Below are 19,019 nucleotides of genomic sequence, written 5' to 3'. Positions count from 1 at the left end.
GGCCGTCGTCAGCTGAGCACGAGTCCAAACCAACCAGAACTCACGACTCGTACACCACTTCCAGGGACGCGATCATCGGTCATTTCGTGCTGACATTTGTCAACGATTGCGGCGCACGCCGACGGCCCTTCGAATCCCCTCTATAGCGGACAATTCAGCGCCACCCGCGAATCTGCAGCCAACACACCAATCTGCAGGTCATTTCGCATGGGGTCACCGCTTACCCGCGGCCGATCATATTGAATGATAACAGCCATCATGGATGGATGCCGAAACTACGTTAGAGAGGCACAAATGAAAACTATTACTGGCATGCTGCTCACCTCTACTGCCGTCTGTCTTACATCCCCCACATATGCACAAAAACTGCCCGCAGAGCATGGACCCGACCGGGCATCTCCCGGGATCTTTGAGGCCGCGACTCAGCCTCCGAGTTCGCTATCAAGCGAGCCAAAAACTACCGGCGTGATGCGGATAGCTAGTACATCCACCACTGAGAGCGATAGTCAAAGCGGGACTTCGAATGCAAAGCGTGCTGCGGACGACGCGCGGCGACGCGGCAGCCTCGAAGAAGTCATCGTAACAGCGCAAAAGCGTAGTGAACGAATTCAGGATGTTCCGGTAAGCATCACCGCCATCACTGCCGAACAGATCGACGAAAGAGGTCTTGCAGCATCCGCCGACTATCTGCGAGGCATACCGTCAGTGAATCAAGTCGAGCAAGGTTACGGCGGTCAAGCCGTGATTATTCGAGGCATGGAGACCTCACTCGGTTTCGCGAACTTTAGCTCTGGTAGCACGGTTGCTACATACTTTGGTGAAATACCCACGACCAACTCAGCGGGACTTCTCGGATCTGGTGCGGACCTAAAGCTTGTAGATGTTGATCGCGTAGAAGTCCTCCGCGGCCCACAGGGCACGGCATTCGGCAGTTCATCAATGGGTGGAGCAGTACGAATCATTCCATCAGCACCGCAGCTGACCGACTTTTCTGCGAGAGTGGCCGCGAGTTATTCGGTCACATCTGGCAACAGCGCCGACAATCACAACGCACAAGCGTTCGCAAACATACCCATTGTGAAAGACCGATTTGCCATCCGAGCCACGGCTTATCAGTATCAAGACTCCGGATACTATCGTAACGAAGCGCGTTCCAACGCAGCCTATTACGCAACGCTCAGTCCGGGAGCCCAGCCTTTTGCAGTCGATCAGAAAGAGGTTGGCGAAACCTACGTTCTAGGTGGACGAATTGCGACTCTATTTCAAGCGACCGAGGCTCTTGGCATCACGCTTAGCTATCTTAAGCAGAAGAGCGAAACGGACGGTTATGCCGTAGCAAACAGTGGACCGTTTGAGCAGACACTTCTGCAGGTTGCGCCAGAGCACGCCTTCCGAGGACAAACTGCTGGTGTGAACGACGCCGACATCGACGTTGCGAACATAGTCATCGAGTCCGATCTTGGCTGGGCCGATCTTCTTGCAACCTACTCCTACATAGAGAGCAGCGAGGAACACTCGATTCCGGACGGCGTATTTGGACGACTTACACGACCTGTTTCAATCGCCACTTCGACCCCCCATCGAGAGAACTCCGGCGAAATCAGACTTTCAACCAAACTTGGCGGTGCTTGGAACTTCCTCACTGGCATCTACGCTGACAAGCAGCATGATGTTTACACTTCTGACTGGATATGGTTTGGCGATCCTGGAGCGAATCCCTTTACGCCCCAACTCCGCGACGTGTTCGACTATGTAGATGAGCGCGACCTCCGCCAGAAGGCGGCATTTGCAGAAGTCTCGTGGAAATTCCTGCCCCGCGTTACCCTGACTGGCGGGGCACGCTACTACGACTATGAGCGCTCAGCGCATATAGATCAGAGCGGCGCGCTAATTGGTGGCGGGAGCACATCTACCGATACGACTACTGACGCCACGGGCACCACTTTCCGCGCGAATGTGAGCTACAAGCCGACCGACGATACCCTCCTCTATGCAGGCTGGTCCCAGGGCTTTCGCCTTGGCAGACCGCAGCCCAGGGTGCCCGCGGCGGCATGCGATACCAATGCCGACGGCCTAGTCGATGGAACAAGCTACCCAATCGCATCGACTGGAGATGTCGACTCTGACAACGTAGACAGTTATGAGATCGGCGGGAAACTTACGGCATTCAATAATCGAATCGTGTTCGACGCGGCCGTATTCCGAATGGACTGGTCTGATCTACCTGTGGGCGTACGAGGCTCCACTTGTGCCTTTGGATTCCAAGCAAACGCTGGAGCTGCCCGCTCTGAGGGAGTGGAGCTTCAGGCTCAGTACCACGTCCAGGATAATTTTCAGATATATGTTGGTGGATCGTTGATAGACGCGAAACTAACCAAAGATGCGCCGATTCAAGGATTCGCGGACGGTGACCGATTGCCCGGCTCTCCGGAAGAGAGCGCCAATCTGGGCGTGCAGTATAGCTTTGATGTAGCAGGCCACTTGGTCTCCCTGCGCGTGGACTCGATCTACGTAGGTTCGTTCTATAGCACGCTCAAACCGCTGCCACACCAGGAGGCAGGTGACTACGTCAAAGTAGATGCATCCGCCCGGGTCGAAATCGATAACCTGAGCATTGATCTCTTCATTCGCAACCTCACTGATGAGGACGCGTTCGCGCAACGCGCGAATCCGACCACTAGCAGTGCATGGGGTTACCGCATACGCCCTCGAACCGTTGGAGTTCAACTGGGCTACGACTTTTAAGAAACCAGCTCCTACCCGCGCTATTCCTAGCGCGGGTAGTATGGGCAGGGCCGCCGAATGGCCGCCTCCCACGGACGAATGAAGAATTCTATCGGATATAAAGCCGAGCATGAACGCGCGCAAGAAAACGCCAGTACAGTCCTGAGAATTATCCGCCGCGCAACTCTCCGGATTTCCAACGACTGTCACGCGAACTCCTATTTCCCCTAGGATCCTCGGCCGGACTTGTGACCTAGCAAATCCGCGCCCTCGATTAGAACCTCCCACCTACTCAATTGGCGAAAGCACGCACCGGCTTCTCAACTCGGCCATGCGTGAGATGATGGTGCATGCGTCGTATCAATTGAAGGACGCATAGGCTGGTTTCCAATAACCAGCATGTGATCCGAGACTACCTGCCCGACTCACCGCACAGAGCGCTTCGTAGGATAGGCACCATGCTTCATGACGCCGCGAAAGAAGTAATCCCCAAGCTGTCAATCTGTATCACCACGTTCAATCGGTCCGCTCTTATCGGAGAGACACTCGATAGCATTCTCATACAAACCACCGACGCGTCCGAAGTGGTAGTGCTCGACGGCGGCTCGACGGATGCCACTGAACAGGTCTTGTCCGACTACACGAGCCGCTTTAGCCGACTTCGGTATATCAGGCAGGATATGAATAATGGCTTTGACCACGACTGCGACCTGTGCGTGAAGGCCGCCAAGGGCGACTACTGTTGGATGATGACGGATGACGATTTGCTCAAGCCGGGAGCCGTCGCTGCGATCCTGGATACTCTCTCTCACGACGTGAGCTTGGTCGTCGTCAACACTGAAGCTTGGGACTTTCGCATGTCAAGAGTACTCCAATCCCGTTGGATTGATATGGAATCAGATCGTATGTATGGCCCAGACGAGATGGATCGCCTGTTCACAGATGTAAGCGTCATCATTCCGTACGTTGGTGCCGTCGTTGTCAAGCGCTCGCTCTGGTTGAGCCGCCAGAGAGAACAATACTTCGGCTCATGGTTTGGCTATCTCGGAGTGATCTTTCAATCACCTCTCCCCGGGGGGGCCATTGTGATAGCAACGCCATGGATTCGCTATCGCCGGGGCAATGACCATACTTGGTCATCTAGAACCTTCGAGATGTTCATGATCAATTTGCCTTCACTAGTTCAATCATTGCCTCTCTCTTCCCTCGCAAAGGCGAAGGTCGGGGGAGCTGAACCCTGGCGAAACACCGGAGAGCTTCTCTTGTGGCGAGGCATGGGAACGTACTCGTTGCTCGAATATCGGCAGTGGATTCGTCCGCATTTAAAAACAGTGCAGGACAAGCTTGCACCAGCGTTCATCGCCATCTTGCCCGGGCCATTGTTGAACGCGCTCCTCATGCTCTACTTCTCACTGACTCGTCATCGCTACCGGCAGGCTTGGCCCCCGGAACTGGTACTCCAACTTCTTAGAGAAAGCCGGTTTTATCTGCCTCAGTGGTTCGCCCTAACCCGTGGTTGAGGTGGTGGTCGTGATGGGCTGATTGCGACGATCGATGCTCTGGTCGCGTTCCACTATCCCGCCGCTTGACCAGCCCAGACTGGCCACACCCGTACGAGTTCCTTTGCTACACAGCGCACGCCTGACTGCGATCGGGCCTGCCCGAGAGGGGCCACCAATGCTCATAAGCCAGTCTCACAGATGATCTGCGTAGTCTGCATTCAGTAACGACGAGCAGCAACGCAGACGTGCCGATCCTCCATCGAGGATCGTCCCTTTCTCAATCGTGCCCTGAAGGATAGACCTAGAGGCGATCTAGGGCTCGCGCAAGAACGGACAAATAAGAGGGATGGCATGCCGACCCGCCGTGAATTTCTAAAGCAAACGGCTGCGCTTGGGGCCATCGCGACACCGTCGATCAAATCCGTGTACGGTGAGAGCAGCGCTGCCGTGCGCGACCCTGGAGCAAGGAGACCTTCGCTTGGCTCGAGACCGCGAATAAAGGCATTACTTCGTCGCGATGACACGGCACGGCGATATAGCGGCAGTGGCGACAACTGGCACATGAGTTGGGCCTCCGACGACTTACAGTACGTGAGCCTTTGTGACGGCGGAGGCTTCGAGCGCGAACCCAAAAGATTTCACAATAGCCGCATGCTGGCGATCAGCGGCAATCCAGATGCAGCCGAATTTCACGATGTGCCTGGCTATCCATCGCTCGCAAGACCTTTCCAGCGCCCTAGTGCCACTCGATACTACAGTTTCGGCACGTTAGCTCTCGACGGCCGTCTATATCAATTCCTAAGCACATTCAATCGCCCACTCCAAGCTGCGGAACTAGATACCCCAAACGGCGACGACCTGATGCGATTCACGGGCGCGAAGCTCATCTACTCGCACGACAATGGTCTCACTTGGAATAATCAGAATGGCTCGACCCCGGTGACCTGGAATTCTTGGTCGGATCGTTCCCGCGAGACCATGGTGTTCTTCGAGGAGGAGCAAGAAGCCTTCTCGATGCTCTCGATTCTACAAATGGGGAAGAACTACGAACACAACCGTGATGGCTATATCTATGTCTACAGTCCGAATGGCAATACCGATGGAACAATGAACGAGCTCGTGCTGTTCCGTACCCCCAAAGCGAAGCTTCTCGATCGAAAAAGCTATCGATACTTCGCCGGCAGCCTACCCAATGGTGATGCAAAGTGGACGCCTTCGATCAGCGACAGAGCCGCTGTGCATACGTTCCCCCGTGGCTGGGTAAACAAGGTCTTTCATCCCTGGTCGTGGATGCCAAGCGTTGTATATAACGAACCCCTTGGCACCTACATGATGAGCAGTTGGGGAACTGGTACGTCGGCAAGTGGCGTTTGGTTCGACAAACCAAGCTATCTCGGATTCTGGTCGGCTCCCAATCCCTGGGGGCCTTGGACCTTGATTCACGAAGAAACGGCATGGACTCCAGGCGGAGACGCACGTGCCCGCGCCTTCGCTCCGCAGATTTCCCCAAAGTGGCTCGCCAAGGACGGAAAATCGCTGTGGCTGGTATGGTCCGATTTTCAGGTAACAGACAACGAGGCCAGCAAGCGCGCCACAGAGGATTTCAAGCGCCACATGATCGCCGATTCTTTCAGTGAAGATGATATTGCGCGCAGCACTACGGCCATGCGCAGCTACATGCCGTACTACACGTTCAACACTCAGCGAGTCGATCTCTCTATTGCGTAGAGCGCTCACGCTCCCACCGGGCTGGGTCACACATCCGCACAGCTCGATGCGTGAACCAGCCACTGATTCAATGTTCTCTCAAAAGCCTCTCGCTGTGACGGGACCCACATCGGCGCGTCAAAGCTAGCCTCAATATGTTCCGCTCCGATTCGAATCTGACCGGTAATTGGCTGTTCGGCCACAAAGGTGTTCCCTTCCCAGTGGCCAAGGAACTCCAGGTCATCCAAACTCCCGAGATGTATCGCCGCCCACTCGCGAATGGCTGAAGCCGACGCCTTGTTTGAAACAGCTATTTCGATCGGCCGTAGATCCGGCAGCGGAATGAGCAACGCTACGATCGCAACTGAGTGCCCTGTGGCAGCAGGGAAATTCAATCCTGTGATCGTACGCTGAATGAGCGAGTTGACTGTCACAACCGCGTCCGCGTGACCATATCCCGCCGAAGCAGTAACTATGTTGTCGGTTCGTGCCGCTATACAACTAACCTTTCCCGTCGGGGATATGTCAATTCGGTATGTGATCACACCTTGAACATCCGTGTAACCCTTTAAGCGGTCTCGCAGCTTAGGCAATACCTCCAGCAGCGTTGCACGGACCGCCGTCGACGAAAGGGCGCCATTGACGACTGGCGAAGTCGCGCGGATATGCCCAACTAGCGCGATACGGCCGTCCAGGGGATTCATGCTGCCCTCGATCGTGGGCGTCGCGTGGACAATTCTGTCGTCAAAAATGAACAATTGATTGAACTCAGCTGGAATCAACTCGTAAAGGACCTCTCCTTGAACATGGTGCTTCTTGTAGCTTGGAATGCCATCGCGCATCAGCAGCGTCTCGCCTCCCGAGAATTGCCTCTTCCCCCAATAAGTCAATGAGTAGACGTATCCCCAGGTGCCGTTGTGGAAATCGCTATGAAGTCCCAACCTGCATCCGTTCACCATCAGGTGAAGGTACGGCAGACTACTAGGCACCAGGCCCAAGTTGTCCATACACCAGGCACGGAGACGTCGCGTAAAGCGCCCAAAGACTGCCGGTGGAAATACTGCTTCCGGCTTCGTACGGAAGTAGGTGTACATCTGCGGGTGGCAGAAATAATGCCAATCGATACTATCCGTGTATGGATCTTTGAAGCGCGCGTCCAGGACATTACGCATCGCCTGCGCCTCATCGAAGAAATCTCTGACTATATGTTGACGCCTGATCATCATCCTTTCTCCGTGACCAACTCGTCCTCATCGCCGAGGACCCGCAACACCTTCACGAGATCTCAGTATCCATCACGCGCGCGTCCGGCCGCCTCAACAGCGCATGCACATGTTCTTTTAGATTGCGACCAAATCTCGACATTGTGCGTTCCGTGAACCGACTTGCGGGAAAACACATTCCGCCATGAATCCCGTCTTGAGTATCGAAGAACAGAAGAAACGGCTCCACGTCCCTCTCCAGATTCCTCAGCCTCGGATTGAGAAAGGGCATCGTGGTGCATGTGATACCAGCTGCCGCTCCGCCCTCGACTAGAGGCCCGCCAGTCGGGCGTTGCGGCACCCAGTTAAACGCCGTGTTCCGCGTAAACTCCGGGCGAGGAAGCTGTGCCTCCATATACGAAGAATCCGCGTGCTCATGAGAAATGCAATACTCCTTCATTGCCCGTCCAAGCAAATCAATGAAGCTGTCCCTCTCGGAAAGGCGCATTCGAACGAATAGCGGCGAAGTAAAGTAGCCGATCGTGTTCTCGATACTTTGATCAACTCTGCCATTGGTCTCATAACGAAACACCGCCTCCGACACCTTGCACCAGCGCAGCACCAATGCCACATATGCCACAAAGATGCTCATCACCGCCGTTGTCCTATTCCTTCGGGACCACTCGACCAGTTCCTCGCCTATTTCCCTCTCGATCCGAATCGATGCGACCGCCCATCCCATGCCAGCACAGCTGCCGACAAACTCATCCTCCGGAAATCTAACTCTTCCACACTCACCAGCAAGTTGCTTCCAATACGCACCATGGTTCCCCAGCCAGAGCGAATGGCTATTGCTCTGCCAAGTCGCGTAGTCGGAAAACTGCATCGGCACTTTCGGCAAAGAGACCCTGCGCCCCTGAACAATCTGCGAATAGGCCATGAGCAGATCTCGAAGGTAGATACCCAACGACCACTCGTCCGAGATGATATGCTCCATAGCGATGATCAGCACATGCTCGTTCTCCCCGACGTGCAACAACCTGACCGCGAAGAGTGGCCCGATACTGATATTCACGGGCTCTAGTACGACTTCCTCGATTTGCTCAGAGATCGCCTCGGATCGCTTGCTCAACGGCACAGCCCGCAGGTCTTTGACCACCAGTTCCCAGTCCCCCGAATCCGTTACTTCTTGTATCGGAAAACCGTTGCATAAAACAATACGAGTTCGCAAAGCATCGTGCCTCCAGACGAGCTCCGCAACAGCCCTATGCAGTGCCGTCAAATTCAGACTGCCGTGCAGCTTTGTAACAGAAGCAAGATGTCGAATCGCAGGACGCTCGCGCAGTCGATATAGGTTCCAGTGCTGAATCTGGGAGAACGACAGAGGCGCACGGCTCGGCAACGAGTAGATCTCCGCGATGTCTGCCGCGCCCTCGGCACGGGCCTGCTCGCCAATCTGTCGAAGGATACGAATATCGTCCTCCGAAAGCGCATTCCTGGGCGCTCGGTACCGCAGTCTCGAATTCTCCGACCACACTCTCACTCCTTTCTTACGAATATGGTCGAGAAATACTTCAATCTGACGTGAATCCATCACATCGTCACCCACATCTTCGAGGCCTACCATCGCAGGTGGGCATCTACAGAATTCCTTCGTCGAACTCCATCGACTCCGGGGCCGATTGCTTCCCATGCCGTTGGCGTTCCGACTGCACAGCCTGAGCCATTTGTTCTATAGAGGAGTACTGGAACACTGCAATAACCGGCAGCTTCACTCCGAGCTTTTCCCCGATCTGAGCAATCAGCTTCATTCCTAGCAAGGAGTGCCCGCCCAATTCGAAGAAGTTGTCGTTTCGCCCCACTCTGGGCACATGCAGTAGCGATTGCCAGATATCTGTCAACACTTCTTCCACATACCCCTGCGGAGAATCGTACTCGCGGCTCGCATATGCGCCATCTTCCGGTACCGGCAACGCGCCTTTGTCCAACTTTCCACTCGGCGTCAGTGGCAGACTCGCCAATGAGACGAAAGCACTTGGCACCATGAAGTCCGGCACCCGTTCCATTAGATGGGCACGTAGCTCGTCTGCAATCGGATCTTCATTTTCGCGCCCCGTGACATACGCCACCAAGCGTCTCTCTCCTGAAGACTCCTCGCGCACCACAACTACAGCATCCTTTACTGCCGGATGTGCCGTCAGTTGCGCCTCGATGTCTTTCAGCTCGATTCGATAACCCCGTATCTTCACCTGATCATCATTGCGGCCGAGATACTCGATACTTCCATCCGCACACCACCTCCCAACATCTCCAGTCCTGTACATGCGAGATTGCTGATTGTCACTCAACGGATTGCAGACAAACCGCTCGGCTGTCAAATCCGGCCGGCCTAGATAACATCGAGCGATACCGACTCCACCGATATAAATCTCACCGGATACTCCTACCGCCACCGGCTGTTTCTGTCGATCAAGAATGAAGATCTGGCTGTTGGAGATTGGTTTGCCAATCGTCGGTCTCTCAGCCCATTGCCCAGACTCGCCTGACAGAGTCAACGCGGTGACCACGTGTGACTCAGTTGGGCCGTAGTGATTGTGGAGTCGGCAACCTGCACGGCGTGCAAAGAAACTGGCAATTGCTCGACTAATGCGAAGCTGTTCGCCGGCCGTGATAACGTCCTTAAGACACATCGCACCGCTGCCCAGGCCCTGGGAACATTCGGCGAGACTTTGCAGCATCAGTGGCGGCACAAAGAGCCGCTCAATCGATTGCTCATCTATCAACTCCAACAGCGCCTGCGGATCCCTGCGGGTCCATTCATCGAGTAGTACCAGAGTTCCACCGGTACAGAGAGTGGAGAAGATTTCCTGAAATGCCACATCGAAACTGAGTGCTGCAAACTGGAGCACTCGCTGGCCTTCTCCGAGTGGCAGATACCGACGGTGCCATTCGATGAGATTGACCACAGGCCGGTGAGGCATCGCAATGCCCTTGGGTCTACCGGTCGAACCCGATGTATAGATAATGTAAGCAAGACTGTGATCCGTCTGTCGGCTATCCGCGCTTTCGGTCTCGGTCTCAATCTCCTCTCCAGCGTCTGTGATTATCTCATCCAACGCGACGATCTCGCTGGCCGACTCGATCAGAGCGATTATCGAATTCCTTTCCGTCAAGACGATGCGCGGCAAAGCGTCCTCGACCATGTACCGGAGCCGTTCCACCGGATAGTTTGGATCAAGAGGCAGATACGCTGCTCCGGCTTTTAGGATGCCGAGAATGGCGACAACCATTTCTAGGCTGCGATCAATACATATTCCAACCGCCTGATCTGGTTGAACCCCTCTGGCTCTCAAGAATCGGGCGACTTGGTTGGCTTGCGCGCTCAGTTCGCTGTAGTCCAGGTACTTATCCCCATGCAGCAGCGCTCTCATCGTAGGCGTGCGCTGCGCCTGCTCTTCGAAGAGCTCGTGCACCAACTTCTCTTCGCTAAACAGGGCACACGTCGCGTTAAATCGCTCTAGAACGTTTAGCCGTTCGTCCTGAGGCAGGCTTGAGAGCGCTAAGGCTGGCGTTCTCGATGCCACTTCCAGCGCCTCGACTAGACTTTGCAACGCCTTCTGCACATACCCAACTACGCGCATCGGATTGATTTTCCTATCCGTTTGCGCGGTCAGCGCAAAATCCTCACCGAGGTCATCCACCGAGAGAGTGATCGGGTAATTGGTCCAGTCCATTTCCGCGAGCACTTGGATGCCATCTGTCGCCGTCAACGATGGCTGCAGCCCTACTGCACTGTGCCGATAATTCAGCAGGGTAGTGAATAGTGGTGCAGTTCCTTCAATTCCGCTGCAGCGCTGCGCTATCGCCAGAGACGCCTGCTCATAATTAAGAAGCTCCACCAACTCATGCTGTGTTCGCTGTATGAGTCCTTGAGCATTGACATCCTGTAGTCTTATCCGGAGTGGAAGAGTATTGATAAACATTCCGAGAGTTCGCTGCGCGCCTGCACTTCCCTGCAACCGGCCGAGCAATAGTGTCCCAAACACGACGTCGCTCCGGCCAGTGGTATGTGCGACAACCAAAGCCCACGCCGCATGGAACAATGTTGCCGGGCTCACGCTCAACCGACGACTTTGCGTGCGAATCCGTTCGGCAAACGCTCGGTCGAAAGTTGATCTAGCCTCGTCTATTCGACTGCCGTTTCCATAAGTATCGAGCAACCCAAAGGGTGCTACAGGCTCATCAACATCTCCCAGCGCCTTTCTGAAATAATACTCAGCGCTGTTCTCTTTTGCGTGTGCCAGCGCCTGCGCAACGTGGTTGCGATACGGAATTGGTTCGGGCAGTTGGTCGGCATGCCCATCGATACAGGCCCTCACCTCTGCAAGCATCATATCGAGCGACTCGTGATCAGCCACCAAATGGTGCAATTGCAATAGCGCATACCATCGCTTGCCGCCTGGGTCAGCAGCAACCTGAAGGCGCGCCAGAGGCGCATGTCTAAGATCCATACTCTGATGTTCTGGCCGCATCCGCTTCATGAGCTGATGACGCGGATCCTCCGACGGATCCAGCCCAAGCTCCGCTACTGATAATGTCGCTCTGCGATATACGACCTGCACCGGATTCGACAGATGCTCCCAAAGGATCGCGGTACGCAGGACATCATGGCGATCTATCACCTCCTGAAGAGCTTCTATAAACCGGTCCAGCTGCTGGCGCGAGGCCATCTGTAGCAGTGTCGGCAGGACATAGGTATCTCCTATCTCCTTCCCCAGCAGGTGGTGAAATAGAATTCCCTCCTGCAGCGGGGCCAGAGGGTAGATATCCGCCACATTGGCGGCTCCGCCGGGGACTGACTCTGTGATTCGGTCAATCTCCTCTGAGGTCAAGTTGACGAGCGTCAACATCTGCGGAGTGATCACTTCACACGCCGCCGGTATGCCGTTCGGCGGCACTTGACCCTCCACACCTGATCGCGCTTCCAATACACTCGCCATTGACGCTAGCGTCGGGTGCTCATATATACTACGTACGTTTACTGACAGCCCCGCGGCGCGTAAGCGCTCGATCAACAGCACGATGAGCAGCGAGTGCCCGCCAAGCTCAAAGAAGTTGTCCTGCCGCCCCACCCGCTCGATATTCAGCAGCTGCCGCCATATCTCTGCGAGAACCGTTTCGGTACCTCCCAATGCCGGCTCAAACTGTGCGATGGCAAACGCATCTCGCTCGGGTACAGGCAATGCTCTGCGATTGACCTTGCCACTCAGAGTCAATGGCAGATCCTTCAGTACAACCAGCGCGCTCGGCACCATGTAACTCGGCAGAACGCGCTTGAGGTCCTCACGTAACGCATCCAAGTCTGGACCCGAGCCACGACTCGATGTCTCCTCGAGCACCAGATAGCCGACGAGGCGTTTTTCGCCCGGAGCATCCTCACGAGCGATTACGACTGCCTCCTTGACCTGATTCCGTTCCAGCAGCCGAGCCTCGATCTCTCCCAGCTCGATCCTGTATCCGCGAATTTTCACTTGCTGATCGCTGCGCCCTAGATACTCGATCACACCGTCTGCGCGCCACCTCCCTAAGTCACCCGTGCAATAGCGCCGGGCTGACGTGCTCCGACCAGGATCCGGACGGAACTTGTCTGCCGTCAGCTCAGGACGATTCAAGTAGCCACGTCCGATGCCAAGTCCGCCGATGCAGATCTCTCCTGCCACTCCAAACGGAACAGGAACCTCATTTCGATTCAAAATATATACATTTCTATTCGCCATCGGTCGGCCGATGTGGGGCGTCGTGACGTCGCCGCTCAGGGGCGCAATGGTCGCATCCACCGTGCACTCTGTGGGACCGTATACATTGTAGAAGGCAATGTCTTTAGCACACGCAAGCGTGCTCCATAGATCCGGATCAATTGCTTCCCCGCCGACCAACACCAGACGTAGGGGAAATTGCCGCCTGCGCAACATGCCGGCGGCTATCCACATCCTGAGTTGTGAAGGGGTGCAATCTACGGCCTCGATCCGCTGATCATCGATGAGGCTCAGCATCATGCTTGCATCCCGTCGCTGCTCCTGTGGAACTATGAAGAGCGTTCGCCCGGATAGAAGCTGCACAAGCTGCTGGACAGATGCATCGAAGTTCAGTGACGCATTCAGTGCTACGCGCGTACATTCGCGACCTACGAACGCCGCGCTTTCCAGCCCGCACCAAAGATTAACTACTCCATGGTGATCAATCATCACTCCCTTCGCCTGGCCCGTGGAACCGGATGTATAGATGACGTAAGCGAGATGGGCTGAGTGGGCATCGACCTCAGGCGCACACAGATCGTGCGCCGGCCGTTTCCCGATGTCGGCCCAATCATCATCCAGCGTTATCGTGCTGACTCGCATCGGTCCCAACCTTGCCCGCTGGTGCTTCGTCGTCAATACCAGTTCCGGCGCGGCATCACTCAACATGTATGCCAACCGGTCCGACGGATGATCTGGATCCAATGGCACATATGCCCCGCCAGCTTTGAGCGTGCCCAGAATCGCCACCAACATCTCGCATCCACGCTCGAAGAAAATTCCCACTCGCTTTTCACCGCCCACCCCTCTCTCTCGCAGATACCTGGCAAGCTGGTTGGCACGACTGTTGAGTTCGGCGTACGTTAACGTTTCATTCTTGTACACAAGCGCCAAAGCATGTGGACAACGTTTCACTTGGCTCTCGAACAGAGACTGAATCAGTGCCTCCGAGGGAGGCATGTCTCCTGACACTCTGGAGAGAGAGTCTATCTCCTGGCTCTCCTTCTCCGGCAGAATGGAGAGGCTTAGCGCTGGCACCGCGGATTCACGTTCCAGCATCTCGACCAGGGACTGCACGGCTTGATTCAAGTATGCGACTACGCGATGCGGGTCCACGCGCCGATCCGTCTGAGCGGTTAGCCTGAATCCATCACCGAGATCATCCACGGAGATGGCGATCGGATAGTTTGTCCGCGATTGACTCGAAAGCATTCGGACGCCACTCGCCCGGGACCACTCCGCTCCAGGATCAAAGGCTCCGTGTCGATAATTGAACACTGCATTGAACAACGGCAGTGTGGCGGGAATGTCTGCGCACCGCTGCGCAAGCACCAACGACGCCTGCTCATGGATTAATAGTTCTGCAAGCCCGATCTGAACCTGCTCCACCAACCCTTGCACCGTGACACCGGCGAGTCGAATTCTCAAAGGCAAGGTGTTAATAAACATCCCAAGACAATGTTCCATCCTGGCGCCGCCGTGTATGCGCCCAACCAGTACGGTTCCAAATACCACATCGTCACGACCGCTGGTTCCAGCAACAACCAAACTCCACGCCGCATGGAACAGTGTCGCCGGAGTCATGCTCAGACGCCGCGCCTGCAGGCGCATACGCTGTGCCAATGTCGCTTCTAGATCGAAGGCTTCCTCATCAATTCGATCGATCCTCCCATGTACGTCCAACAATCCAAACAATGCGGTCGGTTCCTCTATTCCTGCGAGCTTCTCTCGGAAGAACTTCTCGTTGTCGTGAACTCGTTCCGATCTCAGTACCTGAGCTACATGTTCTCTGTACTGAGTCGGCGCCGAAAGCTCATCCTCGCGGCGTTCCAAGAAGGCCACGAGCTCGGCAATTAGAATCTTCAAGGACGTGTCATCGTCGATCATGTGGTGCATGTGTAGTAATGCATACCACTTTCCTCGACGCTCGTCTTTCGCCGTATGGAGACGCAACAACGGCGCCTTCCGTATGTTCATCTGCAATGGCACACAATCGAACAGCTGCTCGGTGTCCTCGGATGTGGCTAGATCTTGATCAGTAACGATCCGCTGGACTGGTAGCTCTGCCGTTCTTTGCACCACCTGCACCGGATGCGGCAGCTGCTCCCAAAGCACTGCTGTTCGTAGAATGTCATGACGATCAATTACTCTCTGCAGGGCACAGACCAGGTCATCAAGTCGACTCTCTGAGGACACCGACAGGAGCATCGGAACCACATATATGTCACTCGTCTCTTCGTCGAGCAGATGGTGAAACAGAAGCCCTTCCTGCAGCGGTGTCAGGGGATAAATGTCCTGAATGTTCTCAAAACCACCGCGCACTGATCGAGCGATGACTTGCAGGTGCTGTCCGTCCAGCGCAACGAGCGGCAACATCTGCGGAGTGATGTTACGGCATGGGCCTGGTATCAGATTCGGTGGCACTGACCGATCATCGACTGCTACAGGGGTCAGAGCATTCGCGAGCTCGGCAAGGATTGGGTTCTCGAAGATCTTCCGAACATCGGTATGCAGACCGAGCGCTCGCAGCCGATTCATCATCTTGAAAGCAAGTAATGAATGTCCGCCCAGCTCGAAAAAGTTGTCGCGCCGACCAACACGCTCCAGTTGAAGCAGGTCTTGCCAGACGCCTGCTAACGTCCGCTCTGAGCCTCGTCGGGGCGCGTCAAATTGCGTCATCGGGTATGCATCGGAACCAGGTGCCGGAAGCGCCCGCCGATCGAGCTTTCCGTTCGGAGTCCGTGGCAATGCCGGCATCACCACGACGGCTGCAGGGACCATATATTCGGGCACTCGCTTTCTTAGATTGGAGCGAATCGACCGTATGAACGCCGTGCCCTCGCTGCCTGCATCTCGCAGTGTCACGTACGACACCAAGCGATCCTCGCCGGAGGCATCCGCACGCGCCACAACAGCAGCCTCGCGGATCTGACCAAGACGGAGCAACTGGGACTCAACTTCACCCAGCTCGACACGACAGCCACGGATCTTTACCTGCTGATCATTTCGGCCCAGATAGTCGATCGTGCCATCCGCTCTCCATCGGCCGAGGTCACCTGTTCTATAAAGTCGAGCCCCACGCTCCGTGCTGAACGGATCACAGAGAAAGCGCGCAGCGGTGAGTTCAGGACGATTGAGATATCCACGACCAACCCCTACTCCGCCCACATGAATCTCACCGACGACGCCAATCGGAGTCGGAACGCTGTACTGATCAAGAATGTACATCTGTACATTCGGAACAGGCCGACCGAGGGGAACGCGACTGCCTTGAAACGCCACGCTCTTGTAGATTGCGGCGTCGGACGACACTTCCGATGAACCGTACTGGATGATGAACTCACAGTTGGGCAGCCGTCGTTGAAGTTCTATTAGCAACTCAGCGCGGACCTCCTCACCGCTGAGCGTCCAACTTCGCAATCCGGAAAGATTTCGCATGATCTCCGTGCTTTCGACCATCGACCTCGCAAGCGACGGCACAGTCAACAACCTTGTCACACCCTCTCTCGCGATCAGCGCCGCCATCTTTTCCCCATCGTTGGCGGCATCTGAGGGGACAATGACAATAGGCAGTCCATGGCACAGAGGCCCGAGAGTTTCGAACACAGCATCAACAAAGCTGATTGAAGTCTTCTGGCAGCATATATCTTCATTCGTGAATCTTTCGTAGACTCGTTGTGCGATGATCCGATTCACCATGCCTCGATGCTCGTTCATCGCTCCTTTGGGTGACCCCGTGGAACCTGATGTGAAAATAATATAGGCCAGATTCTCAGGTGTTACACCTGAAGTGGCACGATTATGATTCTGATCGTCGAGCTGAGCAATCGACTGCCAATCTTCGTCGATCAGCACGACGTCTGCAGCGACCTCAGGCAGCCTCCCCTCAAGACCCTTCTGAGTCACCAGCACTTGCGGCGCAGCCGCGTCACACATGTACGCTAGCCGATCTAGCGGGTAGTCGGGGTCTAGGGGCAGGTAGGCTCCGCCTGCCTTGAGCACCCCCAGCATCCCGACCACCATGTCAATGCTGCGATTTACGCACAGGGCGACGGGTCGATCGGGCCCAACTCCTCGACTCTGCAGGTGGCGAGCGAGTTGGTTTGCTCGCTTATTCAGATTGTCGTACGTTATGGATTGATCTTCGCATACGACTGCAACAGCGTCCGGCGATCGACGTGCGGAAGCTTCAAAAAGTTCGTGGATCAGTTCATCCGATGAGTAGCTTGCTTCTGCTCTATCGTAGGATTGGCGGAGCACTAGTTCTCGTTGCACGGAGGTCAACAATGGCAACTTACTGATGCTCAGTTGCGGATCTGCGGCCATGCCCTCCAATAGCGCATTCCAAGAATTCATCATGCGTTCGATTGACTTTGACTCGAATAGGTTCCTGGCATATCCCAAGGTGCCCAGCAGCTCCCTGCACTCTGTTCTCACAGAGAGGGATAACTTGCAGTCTGAGTGCGTGTGCTTCTCGCCCGCCTCGCGTATCACCAGCTGCGCACCTCTTACCTCGGCAAATGCCGGGCTCTCCTCCAAAGTCATAAATGCATCGAAGGGCAGCTCCGCAGCTCGACTTTCCCTGAATTCCTGAACGATCCTCTCGAAAGGTACCTCCTGATGGTCTGATGCCGCCACAACAACCGCCCGAACTTGTTCGATAATCTGTAGTACAGACGCGTCGTCGCTCAGTTGAATTCTCAATAGTGCCGCTCCCTCGAACGGACCAATCATAGCAGCCGTTCCCGGCACGCCACGATTGGCCAGACGCGTAGCAATGACAACTTCGTCTTGTCCTGACCAGCGACTCAACAACACCGCCCAACTGCTCAGCAGCACCAAATGAATCGGTACATCTGCTGTCTGGGCAAGTTTGCGCAACTGACTCGAGAGTTCTGTCGGCAGCACCCACGGGGCGTGATCGACCGCGTAGGCTCCTTCCGTCGAGCGCTGGTGGTCCGTTTCCGGCTGCAGCCCACTTGGCGCACTCGACATGGCTCGGACACACGCCGAAATGCGTTCGGAGATCGAATCCTCCGTTACTCGATGCCGCTGCCAGCATGCATAGTCGGCGTATTGCAACTCCGGCTGTGGCACAGGATCGCCTTGCCCGTTGGCGAAGCCACGATATACAGCGGTCAGCTCATCCACTAGCAGGCCGACCGAGCGGGCGTCGCAGGTGATCCGGTGCAGCACAATCAACAGCACATGCTCCTGTGCTGCCTTAACCAGCAGCAAAGCGCGAAGTAGCGGCCCGCTGGCAAGATCGAATACATGTGTAGCTTCCCGCCGTTTCAGCTCTTGGATGACTGACTCTTCGACCACAGCATCTCTCTTCATGATCACCACAGAGCTATCTGGTGGCTCGATCACCTGCGCCAGAGTGCCATTTATGCTGCGAAAGACTGTGCGTAGGATTTCGTGTCGTGCAACGACCCGATCAAGCGCCGCCTGCAGGATGTCCTGGTCAAGTCGCCCGCTTAGCCTCAGATCGAGAATGCGGTGGGGTGCCGCATTCCTTCCTTGATGCAAGGACCACCAAGCCTCTTGTGCAAACGATAGGGGGAGAGTTCGGTCCCTCGGGACCCGTTCGATGGGGTCTGCCGTCATCTTAGAGGCGAACTCCAGATCGGTTTTCATTCGCTTGTCGCTGATTGCCATTGTTGAACCGTGTGAGGATTGGACGACTCAGGCGCTTGCCCGACTCTAGTTGTGGCTTCCGCTTCCGCCGCCCAGACGTTCAAGCAGTCGGCAACTCTGGAGCGTGGTCGCATCATTTCGTCAAAGATGCTCGTTCTCGCCAGATGATTGAATACCTCAATACGCTGACCATCAGTAAATAGCTGAAGCCGCGGTAGCTTTCATGCCCGCGATGCCATAGCAGTCGGTCGATGCGAAATTGAACAACTCGGCAAAGCCCGCGCTTGATTGCCAGTCACTTCGTTGAGCCACACTCCACGGCGCCCCCCTTACGAACTGGCATATCTCCGACCGTGCTCTCTAAGTGATTATGGAATCGCTAGTGATCTATGCGATCCAATGTCATTAGCACAAAGCAGATGGAAGATCGGCTACCAGAGGCGGCCATC

Annotated in this window: 6 protein-coding genes; 3 read left to right on the top strand and 3 right to left on the bottom strand. The window is 55.5% G+C overall.

Annotation, left to right across the window (positions count from 1 at the left end; translation table 11 throughout):
• The first annotated feature begins 294 nt into the window (after positions 1 to 294).
• The 3 genes from GYH35_RS34335 (at position 295) to GYH35_RS34325 (ending at position 5,954) form a co-directional block, all read left to right on the top strand.
• Positions 295 to 2,745 carry a TonB-dependent receptor gene (locus tag GYH35_RS34335; RefSeq protein WP_161830745.1) on the top strand — a complete coding sequence of 817 codons (2,451 nt, stop codon included), beginning with the start codon at positions 295 to 297 and terminating at the stop codon, positions 2,743 to 2,745.
• A 437-nt stretch (positions 2,746 to 3,182) separates the two neighbouring features.
• Positions 3,183 to 4,244: a glycosyltransferase family 2 protein gene (locus GYH35_RS34330; protein WP_161830744.1), complete on the top strand. Its 1,062-nt coding sequence runs from the start codon at positions 3,183 to 3,185 to the stop codon at positions 4,242 to 4,244.
• A gap of 333 nt (positions 4,245 to 4,577) precedes the next feature.
• A complete protein-coding gene (locus GYH35_RS34325; protein WP_202624994.1) occupies positions 4,578 to 5,954 on the top strand; it encodes a DUF4185 domain-containing protein in 1,377 nt (458 codons plus the stop codon).
• 26 nt (positions 5,955 to 5,980) lie between these two features.
• On the opposite strand, the gene GYH35_RS34320 is transcribed toward GYH35_RS34325, so the two are convergent.
• The 3 genes from GYH35_RS34320 to GYH35_RS34310 are packed head-to-tail and all read right to left on the bottom strand — an operon-like array spanning position 5,981 to position 18,570.
• On the bottom strand, positions 5,981 to 7,159 hold the full coding sequence (locus GYH35_RS34320; RefSeq protein WP_161830743.1) for a hypothetical protein: 1,179 nt from the start codon (positions 7,157 to 7,159) through the stop codon (positions 5,981 to 5,983).
• A gap of 49 nt (positions 7,160 to 7,208) precedes the next feature.
• A complete protein-coding gene (locus GYH35_RS34315) occupies positions 7,209 to 8,762 on the bottom strand; it encodes a condensation domain-containing protein (RefSeq protein ID WP_161830742.1) in 1,554 nt (517 codons plus the stop codon).
• Positions 8,763 to 8,775: 13 nt separating this feature from the next.
• A complete protein-coding gene (locus GYH35_RS34310) occupies positions 8,776 to 18,570 on the bottom strand; it encodes a non-ribosomal peptide synthetase (protein ID WP_161830741.1) in 9,795 nt (3,264 codons plus the stop codon).
• Positions 18,571 to 19,019: the final 449 nt, after the last annotated feature.

Source organism: Steroidobacter agaridevorans, assembly GCF_009932555.1.
GTDB lineage: Bacteria > Pseudomonadota > Gammaproteobacteria > Steroidobacterales > Steroidobacteraceae > Steroidobacter > Steroidobacter agaridevorans.
This window is presented reverse-complemented; position numbering and strand designations above follow the sequence as displayed.

Coding starts and splice junctions, on each gene's coding strand:
- GYH35_RS34330 (WP_161830744.1), top strand. CDS start 3,183: ATGCTTCATGACGCCGCGAAAGAAGTAATCCCCAAGCTGTCAATCTGT.
- GYH35_RS34310 (WP_161830741.1), bottom strand. CDS start 18,570: ATGAAAACCGATCTGGAGTTCGCCTCTAAGATGACGGCAGACCCCATC.
- GYH35_RS34335 (WP_161830745.1), top strand. CDS start 295: ATGAAAACTATTACTGGCATGCTGCTCACCTCTACTGCCGTCTGTCTT.
- GYH35_RS34315 (WP_161830742.1), bottom strand. CDS start 8,762: ATGGTAGGCCTCGAAGATGTGGGTGACGATGTGATGGATTCACGTCAG.
- GYH35_RS34320 (WP_161830743.1), bottom strand. CDS start 7,159: ATGATGATCAGGCGTCAACATATAGTCAGAGATTTCTTCGATGAGGCG.
- GYH35_RS34325 (WP_202624994.1), top strand. CDS start 4,578: ATGCCGACCCGCCGTGAATTTCTAAAGCAAACGGCTGCGCTTGGGGCC.